Annotated in this window: 14 protein-coding genes; 10 read left to right on the top strand and 4 right to left on the bottom strand. The window is 57.1% G+C overall.

All coding sequences use genetic code 11. The features are described from left to right. The first annotated feature begins 218 nt into the window (after positions 1-218). Entirely contained in the window at positions 219-1,085 is an 867-nt protein-coding gene (locus U9R80_RS21170; protein ID WP_324803857.1) for a hypothetical protein, read from the top strand. Between the two features lie 79 nt (positions 1,086-1,164). Here U9R80_RS21170 and U9R80_RS21165 read toward each other — a convergent pair whose 3' ends face one another. From U9R80_RS21165 to U9R80_RS21155, 3 genes are all read right to left on the bottom strand, one after another. Beyond that, the gene (locus U9R80_RS21165; RefSeq protein WP_301843120.1) at positions 1,165-2,172 is read right to left on the bottom strand and encodes a DNA-binding protein; all 1,008 of its coding nucleotides are present in this window, start codon (positions 2,170-2,172) and stop codon (positions 1,165-1,167) included. 306 nt (positions 2,173-2,478) lie between these two features. Next, complete coding sequence (locus tag U9R80_RS21160; protein WP_301843121.1) at positions 2,479-2,709, bottom strand: BPSL0761 family protein; 231 nt, start codon at positions 2,707-2,709, stop codon at positions 2,479-2,481. 77 nt (positions 2,710-2,786) lie between these two features. Further along, a complete protein-coding gene (locus tag U9R80_RS21155) occupies positions 2,787-3,554 on the bottom strand; it encodes an SIR2 family NAD-dependent protein deacylase (RefSeq protein WP_301843122.1) in 768 nt (255 codons plus the stop codon). A 629-nt stretch (positions 3,555-4,183) separates the two neighbouring features. Here U9R80_RS21155 and U9R80_RS21150 point away from each other — a divergent pair. Continuing rightward, positions 4,184-5,092, top strand: a complete 909-nt coding sequence (locus tag U9R80_RS21150; protein ID WP_301843123.1) for a site-specific integrase — start codon at positions 4,184-4,186, stop codon at positions 5,090-5,092. Positions 5,093-5,379: 287 nt separating this feature from the next. Here the strand turns inward: U9R80_RS21150 and U9R80_RS21145 are convergent, their stop codons facing one another. Then, positions 5,380-6,276: a LysR substrate-binding domain-containing protein gene (locus U9R80_RS21145; protein WP_301843124.1), complete on the bottom strand. Its 897-nt coding sequence runs from the start codon at positions 6,274-6,276 to the stop codon at positions 5,380-5,382. Positions 6,277-6,382: 106 nt separating this feature from the next. On the opposite strand from U9R80_RS21145, the gene U9R80_RS21140 reads away from it, so the two are divergent. The 8 genes from U9R80_RS21140 (at position 6,383) to hutU (ending at position 15,311) form a co-directional block, all read left to right on the top strand. Then, positions 6,383-7,171, top strand: a complete 789-nt coding sequence (locus tag U9R80_RS21140) for a HalD/BesD family halogenase (RefSeq protein WP_301843125.1) — start codon at positions 6,383-6,385, stop codon at positions 7,169-7,171. A 104-nt stretch (positions 7,172-7,275) separates the two neighbouring features. Continuing rightward, positions 7,276-8,139, top strand: coding sequence for a transporter substrate-binding domain-containing protein (locus U9R80_RS21135; RefSeq protein WP_301843126.1), 864 nt, complete (start codon positions 7,276-7,278; stop codon positions 8,137-8,139). A 138-nt stretch (positions 8,140-8,277) separates the two neighbouring features. Continuing rightward, positions 8,278-9,000: an ABC transporter permease gene (locus U9R80_RS21130; RefSeq protein ID WP_301843127.1), complete on the top strand. Its 723-nt coding sequence runs from the start codon at positions 8,278-8,280 to the stop codon at positions 8,998-9,000. A gap of 15 nt (positions 9,001-9,015) precedes the next feature. After that, positions 9,016-9,774 carry an ABC transporter permease gene (locus U9R80_RS21125; protein ID WP_301843128.1) on the top strand — a complete coding sequence of 253 codons (759 nt, stop codon included), beginning with the start codon at positions 9,016-9,018 and terminating at the stop codon, positions 9,772-9,774. Further along, positions 9,771-10,562 (top strand): ABC transporter ATP-binding protein, encoded by a 792-nt coding sequence (locus U9R80_RS21120; protein ID WP_301843130.1) that lies wholly within the window; start codon positions 9,771-9,773, stop codon positions 10,560-10,562. Before U9R80_RS21125 ends, U9R80_RS21120 begins: the two co-directional genes overlap by 4 nt. Then, positions 10,559-12,136, top strand: coding sequence for a histidine ammonia-lyase (gene hutH, locus U9R80_RS21115; protein ID WP_301843131.1), 1,578 nt, complete (start codon positions 10,559-10,561; stop codon positions 12,134-12,136). Before U9R80_RS21120 ends, hutH begins: the two co-directional genes overlap by 4 nt. A 63-nt stretch (positions 12,137-12,199) precedes the next feature. After that, positions 12,200-13,615, top strand: coding sequence for an OprD family porin (locus tag U9R80_RS21110; protein WP_301843133.1), 1,416 nt, complete (start codon positions 12,200-12,202; stop codon positions 13,613-13,615). Positions 13,616-13,640: 25 nt separating this feature from the next. Then, positions 13,641-15,311 (top strand): urocanate hydratase, encoded by a 1,671-nt coding sequence (gene hutU, locus U9R80_RS21105; RefSeq protein WP_324803847.1) that lies wholly within the window; start codon positions 13,641-13,643, stop codon positions 15,309-15,311. The last annotated feature ends 32 nt before the right edge of the window (positions 15,312-15,343 follow it).

Raw genomic sequence — 15,343 nt, 5'->3', positions numbered from 1 at the left:
CTTCTTATTGGCATATCGGGTGTCAAAATTATCGAACGGCTTCAAACTTGGTCTTCAGTATGTGCTGTAATCAGTATGTACACTAGGGGGCGAATGAGGGGGGGCTCTACCTCATTAATTTTCCGCGCAGGGCTCTAACTTCAGTGTCTTTCAGGTTTTAGTACGGTTGAGATTCCGCGCAAAAAGGATCGCTGGCGAATGTAGTCGAGGTGTACAAGGTGATCGCCCTAGACGTTGATCCATCGGGGTGCCTGTTTCGCAACACGGCATTGTTTCATACAGTGGCACAATCGATGGATTGCCCTCATACGCCATATAGCATGGCAAAATACTGGCACGGCGTGCGGCCTTGGCAAGATAGTCTATCGCTATGGAAACGTGCCAGACGCGGCGTCACGCCGGCCCCAAATACCCGGTCCCAGCTGTTTGGTCATTTTCCGCAGTTGCGCAAGTTGTATGACAATCCGTTGTGGGCGGTAACTTCCCACACCGAGTGGGGCGGCGAGTGGGATGAGTTGGCTGACTCCATTCGATTAGCGGGTGAACCTTTAGATGGCTATGGCGGCAAATTGAGCACGTTGTTGTTTGATCGTGCCGACTGGCCGTGTTTGGCTGTTCATCTGGTGTTGTTACATACGCACTCAGACCGCTACTTGTTTCACCGGTGGTGGCTTGCCAAGAACTTCACTGGGTTGTTTGCGCTGAGCAGCATACAGCGGCCGATTTGTCATATCTGTGCCGAGCTTCATGCAACACTCACACCACAAATGCTCACGACTGAGCCAGTTCCAGTACACAATTGGGAGCATTGCCACGCGATCTGCGCCGCCCATCAGGATCTGCTGGATCTCCTTCGAGAGTTGGGTTGGCTCCAGGGCGATGACCAACATCTGGCGTTGCTGATCTGGAACTTTCGGCAGGAGCTTCAGCGCGAGCTCAATGTCGGTCCGCAACAGCTGATTGGGAGAACGGAGTGTCGATTGCCGCGTTCGTTGCGGCAAAAATGGTACAGAAAACTCGCGCAATGGCAGGAGCACCCCGTCACCCTGAATGGCGTTTGTTGCGAATTTCCTCACGACGATTGATCGCTGCGTTATTCCTAAGCGCCGGATCGGCTGCTAGCGGCCAGTGAGGGTAGGGCTGGCGGCAATCGTACGCGCCGAGTCAGCGGGTAGGGCTGTCAGCGTCAGGCTGTTTTCGGAATGAAACTGCTGTGTTGGGTAGTCGAGCCAACAGTTGGTGGACCTGGTCCAGTTGTTGCGCCAAGCCGCGTAGATTTCTTCGGTCTTGGCGACGATCCAGCAAGTAGCGGTGGGCGCGTTCGCGTAAGCTGGAGACTTCAAGTTGCAGAGCCTGTTCACGTTGTTGTAACCGGCTAAGCGCAGTGTTCAACTGGGCATGATTAGCGTGAAGCTGCTGGAATCTCTTTTGCTCGGCCTGCAGGGCGATATCCTTGGCGTGGTTTTCAGCGTTCTGCCGCTCCAAGTCGCGGTACAGCAGGGTAAGTTCTTCCTGTTTGCTCATCACCAGTTCCTGTAGGCGTCGCTGGTCATGCTGAAGCTGCTGGACTTGCGTTTCATGGCGATGGATGTCGTTGTCTCGCTGCTGACGAGTGTGCTCACGGTAATGTGCCAATGACTCGCGAGCCTGCTGGTACTTCTCTTCCAGCGACTGTATCTGTTCTGCGCGATCGCCCACTGCTCGTTGCAGGTGCGATTCAGTTGCGAGTAGGCGCTGCCGCTCACCCTCCAGTTGCTGGACGCGAGTATTGAGGCTGTGCTCCCGTTCACGTGATTCATGGCGTTCGTCGAGCAGAAGTTGATGGCTTTTTTTAAGCTCGTCATGGCGGGCACTATCGACTTGACGCTGCTGTTCGTAAGCAAGTTTCTGCCGTTCAAGGCGCGCCCGGTCAGCGCTCACGGCTTCTTGGGCATCTGCCGCGAGGCGCTGCACCAGGCTCTCGACGTAAACCTGGACTTCCTCAGTTAAGGTTACAGCAGGGGGGCGCGGCTCTTCGCTCGCCAGCTCTCGCAAATAGCGCGTAATCGTGGTCTTGGAGCCCGTGTCGCCGAGCTCTGCACGCACCGCTTCAATACTCGGGGTTGCACCTCTGGCCAGCAGGGCATCGCGCGCGCCCTGAACCAGGGCTTTGTTAATTCCACTGCGGGCCATGGTGTTGCTCCGACGATGGGGAATGCCTAGACAGTATGGAATTAAACTCTCTCGGATGCCTCCCGACGTGCGCGCCTGCGGCATCGTCCCCCGTTCAACTTTCGCAGCCGCCAGTGGTACTTCTTCGGGCTGCGAAGTATGGGCTGGGGATCCTCGCGCGGCTTATCCGGCTAAGGTCCTTGCGAAGAGGCAGCAGCTAACCGGCCGTTCCCCATAACATCAACTCATTGGGCACGCCCATGGCGACTTCAGTTGATCCATTCGATGAACTGAAGAAGCGTTAGGGCGCAAGGAGGTGAAGCGGCACTAACCAGAAATTGAGGAACTGAATACCGGCCCCAGGTAGTCCAGAGGCAGAGTTTCGTTGCGTTCTTCGATAAGGCCCGCTCGGCGGATGTCTTCCGGAGTCGGAAAATGACGCAACAGGAATTTGGCATCGCGACGAACCTGTGTAGGCAGCGAGCCATCCCGGGAGGGTTCGAGCAAGAACTTGCGGGTATCTAGCACGGCGCGGGTGCGTTCCTCGGGCATGGTCATTTTGAGTTCCTCCGGCCGTCAGCGGCTGGGTTTTCCAACACGGTACAAGAGTAGCTCCGCCGGCGCTGAGCGTGCATTCAGTGCTTCGTCCTCGTCATCATCTCGACCAGTCTGGGGAGTATGTCCCCGGCTCGTCCTAACAGTATTTGCTCATTCGGCCCGCCCATAGCGACGTCGAGCAGATTGATATGGATCACCACGGCGCCAGCCGCCAATGCCAAGTCAGGTAGGTCAGCTGCCGGCCTCACCACGCCAGAGGTCCCAATCGACAGTAACACGTCGCAGCTTCGCGCCGCCCGCACCGCAGTTTTCCAGGCCATTGCAGGCAGGTCCTCGCCGAACCACACTACGCTTGGGCGCAGCCGGCCGTTACAGCTTTTACAGCGCGGCGGCTCAATCAACGCACCTTCGTTCGGCACTCTTTGTTCGGCGGCAGTTAGCTCGGCAGTTCGACGACAGCCCGAACACCTGGGGGATTTCAGGCTGCCATGCAGGTGTACAACGTCCGGACTGCCAGCGCGTTCGTGTAGATCATCAATGTTCTGCGTGATGACCGTGACTGTCCGCCCGCTAGCGGCCAAGGCGGCGACCGCCAAGTGTGCGGCATTGGGCAATGCTTGCGCGACCTGCTGACGCCGCCACAGGTACCAACCCCACACCAGCGCCGGGTTTTCACGAAAAGCCTGGGCCGTCTCCAGGCGCTGAGGGTCTTGCCGCGCCCATAGGCCGCTCAGTCGGTCGCGGAACGTCGGTACACCGCTTTCGGCAGAGATGCCCGCGCCGCTGAATACGACGATGCGTTGCGCTCTCTGCAGCGCATCGGCGGCTTCCTCCAAGGCCTTCATCAGAACCTGTGCTCCAAATAAATGGGCGCGCGCGGCGGCCGCTGTCTGTGGGGCAAAGCTGAGTCTTTCCCTCCCCGCTAATTGCCAGGCAATTCGCCCGGCAGCGGATCGACGCTGAGGCGTCCGCCAAGTCCTCGCACCAGGAGAAACCGGGAGGGTAGGCATCAGCTACGGTCGGCGCCGTCACGCCAGTATGCGCTGTTGGTGGAATTCAGCCTATCTGCCCACAGGCGTACTTTCGATATTAGGTGGTTGTGCCGCGGTTTCATCGCGAACGCCGAGACTCCATCACGCGCGGAGATGTCGGCAGCGGACTAGACTGAATGGGCGTCCTGCGTGGCACGTGACTCACCGATGAGGCGTTGCGCAGGGCAGTGGTGGTCGAGGATCACCTTCCGGAGGCTGCGAACGTTCATCGGCATAGGCCGAACGGCTCGTTGTTACTCCAGGATTTGGCGTGTTACGCCGGATTATTTCGTACTGTTTTTACGGTATGAAATTACAGGTGTACCGCAGGCTCAAAATCGCATTGAGTGCTGAAAATACTGAGGTTTGAGAAGCCTAGTTTCTTGAACGCCATACCCCTTTCGAGGTGAATCGTCCTGAATTAACGGTACGGGGAGGCTCAGGTGAGCGACGCGGCCGATCACTATCTCCAAGCGGCACGACGTGCCAGCACCCAGCGCCGCTATGCCCAGGCGATCGAACACTTTGAAGCAGAGTGGGGCGGCATGTTGCCGGCCTCCAGCGAAAGTGTGGTGCGCTACCTCGCTGCCTATGGCGCTACGGCGTCGGCCAGTACCCTGCGCACCCACTTGGCGGCGTTGGCGCAATGGCATCAGCAGCACGGCTTCGTCGATCCGACCAAGGCACCCAGAGTGCGTGACACCTTGCGCGGCATTCAGGCGCTGCATCCACGCCCGGTCAAGCAGGCGGAGGCACTGCAGCTGCAAGCGCTTGAGGACTGTATTGGCGGGTTGCAGGTGCAGTTGGGCGCGACAGAGCCCGGTGTGGGGCTGCGTGCCGCGCGCGACCAGGCGCTGATCCTGCTCGGCTTCTGGCGCGCCTTGCGCGGCGATGAGCTGTGCCGGCTGCAGGCCGAATATGTGCAGATTCGCGAGGGGGAGGGGATACAGCTGTTCTTGCCCAGCAGCAAGACTGACCGTGCTAATCGTGGACGAAACCTGACCATGCCGGCGCTAAAGCGCCTATGCCCCGTGCAGGCCTGCGCTCAGTGGTTGGAGGTCAGTGGCGTTGACCAGGGCCCGCTGTTTCGCGCGATTGATCGCTGGGGACATGTCAGCGAGCAAGCCTTGAACGCCAACAGCGTATCGCGGCTGTTGCGGCAGGCGTTGTTGCGCAGCGGCGTCGACGCCGAGGGGTATTCGGCGCATTCGCTACGCCGCGGCTTTGCTACCTGGGCCAGCCGCAACCAATGGAGTAGTAAGGAGCTAATGGCCTATGTGGGGTGGCGCGATGTCCAGACGGCCGCACGTTACATCGATGGTGACGCGCCGTTCGGTGAATGGGTCCGTTGAGCGAACGAATGGATTACCGGATATCTGACCCGTTTCGTCCCGGAACCGCTTAGCTGCTAGGCCTTTTTCTGATGGTGCGGGAAGGTTTACCGCCAGGATTTCCAGGCGCCAACGAAGCTCTTAGGCCCGCTATAGATCAGGAGAGCGGCGTTGGTGAAGAGCCACCCCAGCGTCAGGGGGCCTTCTCAGCCGAACAGGGCGGTAAATAGTCCCATAGGCAATGCCCGCAGCGCCGCGACTATCACCGCCAGCAAGAGCATTCGCGGCCAAAGGTGCATTTTTCGTGATTACCCTCCCAGTAACTCCATCATTCGGGTGATATCGTTACGTCCCATCTTTCCGGTAGGTACAAACGCACAATAGGGATGGCCCAGCGGAAGCGACATCGAAGATAGGTTTATTAACCTCCCAGACTCCAGCTCAGACTGAGCGATTAGCTTGTGCGCCAGTGCTATTCCAAGGCCCAGCAGAGCCAGTGAAACCGACAAACTGGACAACCCGCTTCGTACACCTTGTTTCGGGTCGGGGTGATACTTACTGGAAATCAGTGAAAACCAATCGTGCCAAGTGGGGCCTGATGCATAGCTAGCACCCCAGTGGGTATGGATGAACAAGTTCTGGGAAATTTGCGAGAGGTCAAACTCATCATTACCGTGAGCTGACCAAAAATCAGGCGTACAGACTGGAATTACCTCATCACGCACCAGATGTACGGCAGTCAAGGCCGGATAATGGTAATCGCCATAACTGACCCGAATGTCGATGTCATGGCGGATCAGGTCAACGGGATCGTCTTCTACCCGTATATCTATTGCCAGGTTCGGGTACTGCTCCTGTAGCGGCAAAAGCTTCGGTGCGAGCCAGGTTTCGGCCAACGAGAAGGGCACACTGATCACCAACCGCCTTGAATGCAGGTCACCCTCAAGGATGCGTGTGGTCATGGCGGCGATATCATTCAGCGCACGGGACGTCTGCGGATAAATGGCATGGCCTGCATCTGTCAGGGTGATCCGATTGCCGGTACGCACGAAAAGTTTGCGCTCCAGGAAGTCTTCAAGATGTCTGACTTGCTGGCTAATCGCTGCGGCGGATACCCCCAACTCTTCGGCGGCGAGCACGAAGCTGCCCGTTCGTGCAGCAACCTCAAAAGCTTTTACTGCGTTAAGCGGCGGTAGGCGGCCCATGTTGCACTCCGAGCGTAAGATTTTCTAATGCTAACTTAACAATTAGTACTGTTGTGAGAAAGTTTTTCTCGGGGTACGTTCATGGTTCACTTACTAGGAGGCAACTATGCAAGACATTCTAGATCTGGAGCGCTACCCACTTGATAAGGAAGGTAGCCCTGAATGGCAGGCAAAGGTTGATCAAGCAGCTACTGAGTTGCAAGAAACCGGGATGTTCAATCTGACAAAGCTGATGAGGCCGGAGGCGATTAAAAAAGCCGTGGCCGAGATCAAACCCAAGATGGACAGCCAATCACACACGCATTCACGCCGGCACAATATTTACTTCCTACCGGACTTCAAGGAGCTGGACTCAAATCATCCGGCGTTGCGTGAGGTCGAGTCAACAAACCACACGCTGTGTGCCGATCAGATTGAAGAAAGTATTGTGCTGGGTATTTACGAGTACCCGCCACTTCTGCGCTTTATCGCCGCCGTTATGAAAAAACCAACACTTCATATGATGCAAGACCCTCTGGCGCGCGCCAATGTCATGAGCTATCGCGACGGTGAGGCGTTGAACTGGCATTTCGACCGCAGTGAGTTCACCACGACATTGCTGCTACAGGAGCCCCTCGAAGGCGGAAAATTCCAGTACCGGAGCAATCTGCGAACGGCGGAGAATCCCAACTACGACGGCGTTGCGGCTGTGCTTGACGAACGTGACCCTGAGGTCAAAACACTTACCTTGGAAGCGGGGACCTTGAACGTGTTCCGTGGTGTCAACTCTTTGCACCGCGTCACCCCTATCAAAGGTTCGCAGGAGCGGCTGATTGCTATATTTTCTTATTACGAAAGACAAGATGTAAAGTTTAGTAAGGAGGACAGTATCGGCTTTTACGGTCGTGCGTATTAATCGGTATTAGCGAAAAGTAGTGAGTGAACTCAAGGTCGGCTTCTTGCGCTGACGTGAGAAGCCATGAGCGACACCATTCAATTTTAATTGCAGTGGAAACGCATATGAAAACAATAAAAATCAACGCGTTAAAAAAACATGCTAAGTGTGCGCTTATCGGCGTAGCGTGGCTTTGCACATCCTTTGTTCAAGCTAAAGAATGGACGGCGGTCACTATTGCTACCGAGGCTGCGTATCCGCCTTGGAACATGACGCTTCCGGGAGGGACCATCGGCGGTTTTGAGCCTGAGCTGATGGCAGATCTCTGCGCGCGCATGCAGATCAAATGCACCCTGCAGGCTCAGGATTGGGATGGGATGATTCCCAGCCTGCAAGCTGGCAAGTTCGACGTCATCATGGATGCCATCGTCATCACTCCCGAGCGCGAGAAAGTGATTGATTTCTCCAGGCCCTACGCTGCGACTCAAGGCGTACTGGCGGCCAGCGATCCTGAGCTGATAGCCAAGGCCGGTTTAGCCGCAGAGGTGGTCAAGCTGACCGGCGACGCCACGCAGGACAAACCGTACATCGAGAAGATGCGGACATTGCTCGACGGTAAAACCATTGGCATTTCGTCCGGTACCGCTTACACCCAATTCATCGAAACCAACTTCAAGGACATCGCCACCATCCGCGAGTACAAGAAGTCCGATGAGCATGTGTTGGATCTACAGTCCGGGCGCATTGATTTCAGTTTCGATGACGTGACCTTTTTCACCTCGGTGCTTGACTTGCCCGAGAACAAATCGGTTGCCATGGTCGGCGCCAAGATCGGTGGTCCTATCTGGGGACCGGGCGAAGCGCTGGGCTTTCGTAAGGACACTCCGGAGTTGAAGGCCAAGTTCGACGAAGCATTGAGTGCTGCACTGGCAGACGGAACGGTGAAGAAACTCACCGAAAAATGGTTCAAAGCTGACATCACACCATAAAAACAGAGACCGGGTCGAACAGAGAAGGTTGTCCTCGCGATCGCTGGTGAACAGCTGGTCAATGTCGATCCCGCCGCTGCACGCCGCTGTTGCGTGCGGCTGGCGAACGAAAAGCGTCTCGATATAAAGGATACAGTTATGGATACCTTGCAGATGCTCAGTTTCGGTAACACCGGCTGGGGCTTGGCGTTATTGAAAGCCGCAGGCATGACACTGTTGCTGACCGTTGTATCGTTGCTAGTCGGTGCGGTGTTCGGCAGCCTGGTGGCCGCGGCCAAGCTGTCACGCCGATCTGGCCTGCGTTGGCTGGGTGAATCCTACCTAGTGCTGTTCCGGGGGGTTCCCGAGCTACTGGTGATTTACCTGTTCTACTTTGGTGGTGGCACCGTCGTTTCTGCTGTCGGTCACTGGTTCGGTGCCACAGGCTATATCGGCATGCCCCCCTTTGTGGTGGGGGCTCTTGCGGTCGGCCTGCTGTCTGGTTCGTATCAGGCCGAAGTGTATCGTGGAGCGTTCATGGCCGTCCCTCGAGGAGAGCTGGAAGCGGCTCTAGCTATCGGCATGGGACGCTTCATGCGTTTCAGGCGGGTATTGATCCCGCAAGTGATGCGTTATGCGCTCCCAGGCCTGGGCAACGTTTGGCAGATGACCTTGAAAGATTCGGCGCTGATTTCAGTCATCGGCCTGGTCGAACTGATGCGCGCCAGCCTGATGGCGGCCGGTTCGACCCGCCAGTATTTCGCCTTCTACATCATTGGTGGCATCGGCTATCTGCTCCTGACCGGACTTTCAGGGCGGATATTCAATATCGCCGAGGCTCGGGTGCAGCGTTCTCAGCGCCGCAGCCCCCTCCAACATTGAGACAGGTGAGCCCTAATGATCGACTTTGCCTTTTTGCTCGACACATTGCAGAAGTTGTTGTCGGCGTTGCCTACCACACTGACACTGTTCTTTAGCTCGCTGACTTTGGGATTGCTATTGTCATTCGCCATTGTCGGCATGCGCGTTAGCCGCTGCCCATTGCTGAGCTATCCGGGACGTTTCTACATCATGATCTTTCGCGGTACGCCGCTGATCATCCAGATGTACCTGATCTACTATGGGCTTAGCCAATTACCCGTAGTACGCGAAAGCTTCGCTTGGGTTGTCTTGCGTTCGCCTTATGGTTGCGCAGTCGTGTCCCTGGCACTGTGTACAGCCGGGTACACAGCAGAAATCATTCGTGGCGGCCTGCTCAGCATCCCCTATGGCCAGATCGAGGCCGGGCAGGCAATTGGTATGTCGCGGATGGCCTTGCTGCGCAGGATTATCGCTCCGGTCACCTTGCGCCAGGTACTGCCGGCCTATTCCACTGAAGCCATCCTTATGCTCAAGGCCACCGCACTGGCCAGCTTGATTACCGTCTGGGATGTCACAGGAATCGCTCAGCAGATCATCCAGCGGACCTACCGGACCATGGAGGTGTTCGCTTGCGCCGCAATGATCTACCTGGTACTGAACTTCCTTATCGTACGTGTCATGCGCTGGCTTGAGCATCGGCTGACGCCGCACCTGCGTGAGCGGCCTGTGCTCGTTGAGAAGCAAGACAAGCCTGACACCGGCAGCCATTCGAAATCCCTGCGGAGCTCACTATGAATACTCAGTCAATGGCCGCACTGTCGGTCAGCAACATCCAGAAGTCCTATGGTCAGGCACATGTGCTCAAGGGGATATCTCTGCAAGCCCATAAAGGTGATGTTGTCTCGATTCTTGGTGCAAGCGGTTCAGGCAAAAGTACCTTTTTGCGGTGTATCAATCTGCTCGAAACTCCTGATGAAGGCAGTATCAGCCTCAACGGGGAAACAATCGAAATGAAACGCCTGCGTGACGGTCGACAAGTGCCGAGCAACACCCACCAGGTACAACAAATTCGCAGTCGTCTGGGGATGGTGTTTCAAAGTTTCAACCTGTGGTCCCACAGGAACGTCATAGAGAACGTCATAGAGGGGCCGATGCGCGTGCTCAAGCGTTCTCGCGCTGAGTGTGTTGAAGAAGCCGAACAATTATTGCAGAAGGTCGGACTGTATGACCGGCGCCATTACTACCCCGCCCACCTGTCCGGAGGCCAGCAACAACGGGTCGCCATTGCCCGTGCCCTGGCAATGAATCCTCAAGTCATGCTGTTCGATGAGCCGACTTCGGCCCTGGACCCCGAACTGGTAGGCGAGGTCCTTAAGGTCATGCGCGGGCTTGCGGAAGAAGGCCGCACCATGTTGGTCGTGACGCACGAGATGGGGTTTGCCCGCCACGTATCTAACCGGGTGGTTTTCATGCAGGGGGGCCAAATTGATGCCCAAGGCACGCCGACTGAGTTGTTCGAAGGTTTGCCTACCGAGCGGTTTCGCCAATTTGTCGCCAGCCATCAGATGAGGAGTGCGGAATGAGCAACAACACCGCTACTTACGGCTTGAATCATGGCCCGGCATCAACCGACTCTAGCGCCGAGGGCCAGGGGAGGGTTGTCCTTGCCGACTCACCGTTGACATGGCGCGAAGTCGTTAGGGTTGCACGAGAGGGTGCTCGATTGGACCTCAGTGACTCGGCCTGGGCCCGTATCGACAATGCGCGCGCCATCGTTGATCGTATCGTGGCGAGCGGCGAGCGGGCTTACGGCATCAGCACCGGCCTGGGCGCACTCAGCAGTGTCAATCTCGAAGGGCCACAACTGGCGCAGTTGTCGCGTAACACCCTGTTGAGTCACGCCTGTGGCGTCGGGGTGCCGCTGAAGGTTGAGCAGACGCGCGCCATTATATGCGTGGCAGTCAACAATTATGCCCATGGCCATTCGGGTATTAGCCGTAGCGTGATAGAAGCGCTGATAGCGCTACTTAACCTGCAAATTACGCCGGTCGTGCCGTCACAGGGCTCAGTGGGCTATTTGACGCACATGGCGCACGTTGGCGTCGCCTTGCTGGGTTTTGGCGAGGTAAGCTGGCAAGGGCGGTTGATGCCGGCCGAGCAAGCGTTGCGTCAAGCGGGTCTGGTTACGTTGACGTTAAGCGCCAAAGACGGAATTAGTTTGGTCAATGGCACGCCTTGCATGACTGGTTTGGCCTGCCTGGGCTTGGCTGATGCATTCAATCTGGCCGATTGGGCGGACATCATCGGCGCGATGAGCTTCGAGGCACTTAAGGGGCAGATCGATGCATTTGATGAGACCGTCCTGGCGCTCAAACCTCACCCGGGTGCTAAGCAAGTAGGTGTCAGGTTGCGTGCGCTGCTGGCGGGAAGTGAAGTCATTTCCAGCAGCCGCGGTATCCGCACGCAGGATGCCTTGAGCATTCGCTCGATCCCTCAGATTCATGGAGCTTGTCGTGATCAACTGATGCACGCGGAACAGCAGATCAATATTGAACTGGCATCGGCGACAGACAACCCTCTGCTTGTCGGCACACCTGACGCTTATCGTGTCCTGTCTCAGGCCAACCCGCACGGTGAGTCTGTGGCGATGGCTGCCGATTTGCTGTGCATCGCGGTTGCAGAGTTCGCGGGTGTTGCCGAGCGACGCCTGGATCGGTTGATCAATCCGCTTGTCAGTGGACTACCTCCATTCTTGGTCAGTCTACCCGGGGTCAACTCGGGAATGATGATCGCGCAGTATGTCGCGGCGGCGTTGGTCGGGGAAAATCGCCACCTTGCCCAACCGGCAGTGGTCGATAACTTTGTGACTTCCGCCCTGCAGGAGGATCACCTGAGCCTAGGTACCGGAGCCACCCTCAAACTGCTTAAAGTCATCGAGAACGCTACCCAGGTCATTGCGATTGAGTATCTGCTGGCGGCACAAGCTTTCGAGTTTCTCAAAGCGCAGCGGTTTGGAAGCGGCACCGCAGCTGCTTGGCGCTGCCTGCGTGACCATGTCCCGCCCTATGACGAAGACCGCTGGTTAGCACCTGATATTGAAAAGGCAGCACGTTTGGTTAGAGCGCGACCGAGGCTGGGAGTTTCCTCGGTGGACTAACTTTCTAGTTTTAATGGCACTCCTCGAAACAAGTTAATAAAACAAAAATAAGGATTAACTTTCATGCAGCTTAATAAGTGGCATGTTCTGGCGTTGGCTATTGCCGCGACAGCGACTCAACACGCTTTCGCATCAGAACTATCAGATGCTCTTGGCCAAGACCCGGACGTTTCCAGTCAAGCTAAATCCAATGGTTTTATTGAAGACAGTGCGCTGCGCTTGGAGAGTCGCAACGTTGCGTTTTACAAGAACTACAAAAACACTGATCCCGGTACGCAAAACTATATAAATGAGTGGGGGCAGGCAGAGATGCTGACCTTCACCTCGGGTTACACCCAAGGTGTTGTTGGCGTTGGCGTGGATGCATTTGCCAATGGCGCCGTACGCCTCAATGGTGGAGGGGGGACTGGTGGTAGTCAGGTGTTCCCGAGCAACGCCAGTCATTGCGATGCGCGTACGGGTTCCTGCCAAGCACAGGACGCATATGGCATGGCGGGAGGCGCCGTCAAAATGCGCGTGTCTGAAACCGAACTCAAGGTCGGCACCCTGATGCCACAAAGCCCGGTGTTCGGCACTTGGGACGGCTATCTGATGCCGCAACATGCCAATGGCGGCTTGTTCAGCAGTAATGAAATCAAGGGGCTCGCCCTGCAGGGGGGGCACTTTACTTCTGGTAATGCCGACAATAGCACTAACCGTGACGGCAACCTGGGCACGGCTTACGGCTGGACCCGGGTGGATAGGGCCACGTATATCGGCGGCGACTACACTTTCAGCGATAGTTTGTCCGGCGGCTTGCACGCTGCGAACTATGAAGATGTATGGAACCAATATTACGCCGATCTTTATCATCACATTGCTATTAGCGACGGTCTGTTGCTAGCGACCAGCATTAATTACTACAAAACTGACGATGCAGGCGACGCGAGAGCCGGCAGGATAAACAATGACGCCTACAGTATTGCGCTGAAACTGACTGCTGGCGCCCATAGCCTTACTGTTGCTCATCAGCGGGTTAATGGCAACACACCATTTGATTATTTGGGTATTAGCGGCCAAGGCGGAGAAAGTTCGGATCGTTATGTAGGTGCCGGTTCAATCTGGCTGGCCAACTCGTCACAGTGGGCCGACTTCAACGCCCCCGGTGAAAAGTCTTACAAGGTGCAATACGACCTTGATGCTGCCGCGTTAGGTGTGCCAGGCCTGGGCTTCATGGTGCGTTACGTGACCGGAAAAGATGCAGACGGTACGGGGGCAGACGAGCAGGGCGCCTATAGCTTTGAAAACACCATTCGTGATGGTGAGGAATGGGAGCGTGACATCGAGGTCCGTTACGTCGTTCAGGAGGGACCAGCGAGGAATTTGTCGGTAAGGATTCGACAATCGACCTACCGGGGAAATGAAGATATCAGCCATAACTCAGGCCCCGATGAAGACCAAGTCCGCATCATCACGTCGTATCCGTTGAATATCTTTTAATAAAAAATCTAGCGAGGTACCTGGCATGACCAAATTCCGCGATACAAAAATCCGTGCAGCCCGTGGCAACAAGCTCACTGCCAAGAGCTGGCTGACTGAAGCGCCGCTGCGCATGTTGATGAACAACCTCGACCCGGAAGTCGCAGAAAACCCGAAAGAACTGGTGGTTTACGGCGGTATCGGCCGTGCCGCACGTAACTGGGAGTGCTACGACAAGATCGTCGAGAGCCTGACCAACCTCAACGAAGACGAAACCCTGCTGGTGCAGTCGGGCAAGCCGGTCGGCGTGTTCAAGACCCACAGCAACGCTCCGCGCGTACTGATCGCCAACTCCAACCTGGTGCCACACTGGGCCAACTGGGAACACTTCAACGAACTGGATGCCAAGGGCCTGGCCATGTACGGCCAGATGACCGCCGGCAGCTGGATCTACATCGGCAGCCAGGGCATCGTCCAGGGCACCTACGAAACCTTCGTCGAAGCCGGTCGCCAGCACTACAACGGCAGCCTCAAGGGCAAGTGGGTGCTGACCGCCGGCCTCGGGGGCATGGGCGGCGCCCAGCCACTGGCCGCGACCCTGGCCGGTGCCTGCTCGCTGAACATCGAATGCCAGCAGAGCCGCATCGACTTCCGCCTGAGCAGCCGTTATGTCGACGAGCAAGCCAAGGATCTGGATGACGCCCTGGCCCGTATCGCCAAGTACACCGCCGAAGGCAAAGCCATCTCCATCGCCCTGCTGGGCAACGCCGCCGAAATCCTGCCAGAGCTGATCAAGCGTGGCGTGCGCCCTGACATGGTCACCGACCAGACCAGCGCCCACGACCCGCTCAACGGTTACCTGCCAGCCGGCTGGACCTGGGAGCAGTACCGCGATCGCGCGCAGACCGAGCCGGCTGCAGTGGTCAAAGCCGCCAAGCAATCGATGGCCGTACACGTCAAAGCCATGCTCGAGTTCCAGAAGCAGGGCATCCCGACCTTCGACTACGGCAACAACATCCGTCAGATGGCCAAGGAAGAAGGCGTCAGCAATGCGTTCGATTTCCCGGGCTTCGTACCGGCGTACATCCGTCCGCTGTTCTGCCGCGGTATCGGTCCGTTTCGCTGGGCGGCGCTGTCGGGTAATGCCGAAGACATCTACAAGACCGACGCCAAGGTCAAGGAACTGATCCCGGACGACGCGCATCTGCACAACTGGCTGGACATGGCCCGTGAGCGCATCAGCTTCCAGGGGCTGCCGGCTCGTATCTGCTGGGTAGGCCTGGGCCTGCGCGCCAAGCTCGGCCTGGCGTTCAACGAAATGGTGCGCAGCGGCGAGCTGTCGGCACCGATCGTCATCGGCCGCGACCACCTCGATTCGGGTTCGGTATCGAGCCCTAACCGTGAAACCGAATCCATGCGTGATGGCTCCGACGCCGTCTCCGACTGGCCGTTGCTCAACGCCCTGCTCAACACCGCCAGCGGCGCGACCTGGGTATCGCTGCACCACGGTGGTGGCGTGGGCATGGGCTTCTCCCAGCACTCGGGCATGGTCATCGTCTGCGACGGTACCGACGAGGCTGCCGAGCGTATCGCCCGCGTCCTGCACAACGACCCGGCCACCGGTGTCATGCGTCACGCCGATGCCGGTTACCAGATCGCCATCGACTGCGCCAAAGAACAAGGGCTGAACCTGCCAATGATCACTGGCAAGGGCTGACGTTAGAGCCCATGCGCAATACATCGTCCCGA

Source organism: Pseudomonas sp. JQ170C (genome assembly GCF_035581345.1).
GTDB lineage: Bacteria > Pseudomonadota > Gammaproteobacteria > Pseudomonadales > Pseudomonadaceae > Aquipseudomonas.
The sequence above is the reverse complement of the archived record's forward strand: the minus strand, read 5'-3'. Positions and strand labels throughout refer to the sequence as shown.

Bases quoted from the DNA above. Each gene is read 5' to 3' on its own strand.
- U9R80_RS21165 (WP_301843120.1), bottom strand. From the start codon at position 2,172: ATGGCCCGCAGTGGAATTAACAAAGCCCTGGTTCAGGGCGCGCGCGAT.
- U9R80_RS21160 (WP_301843121.1), bottom strand. From the start codon at position 2,709: ATGACCATGCCCGAGGAACGCACCCGCGCCGTGCTAGATACCCGCAAG.
- U9R80_RS21155 (WP_301843122.1), bottom strand. From the start codon at position 3,554: ATGAAGGCCTTGGAGGAAGCCGCCGATGCGCTGCAGAGAGCGCAACGC.
- U9R80_RS21145 (WP_301843124.1), bottom strand. From the start codon at position 6,276: ATGGGCCGCCTACCGCCGCTTAACGCAGTAAAAGCTTTTGAGGTTGCT.
- U9R80_RS21140 (WP_301843125.1), top strand. From the start codon at position 6,383: ATGCAAGACATTCTAGATCTGGAGCGCTACCCACTTGATAAGGAAGGT.
- U9R80_RS21135 (WP_301843126.1), top strand. From the start codon at position 7,276: ATGAAAACAATAAAAATCAACGCGTTAAAAAAACATGCTAAGTGTGCG.
- U9R80_RS21130 (WP_301843127.1), top strand. From the start codon at position 8,278: ATGGATACCTTGCAGATGCTCAGTTTCGGTAACACCGGCTGGGGCTTG.
- U9R80_RS21125 (WP_301843128.1), top strand. From the start codon at position 9,016: ATGATCGACTTTGCCTTTTTGCTCGACACATTGCAGAAGTTGTTGTCG.
- U9R80_RS21120 (WP_301843130.1), top strand. From the start codon at position 9,771: ATGAATACTCAGTCAATGGCCGCACTGTCGGTCAGCAACATCCAGAAG.
- hutH (WP_301843131.1), top strand. From the start codon at position 10,559: ATGAGCAACAACACCGCTACTTACGGCTTGAATCATGGCCCGGCATCA.
- U9R80_RS21110 (WP_301843133.1), top strand. From the start codon at position 12,200: ATGCAGCTTAATAAGTGGCATGTTCTGGCGTTGGCTATTGCCGCGACA.
- hutU (WP_324803847.1), top strand. From the start codon at position 13,641: ATGACCAAATTCCGCGATACAAAAATCCGTGCAGCCCGTGGCAACAAG.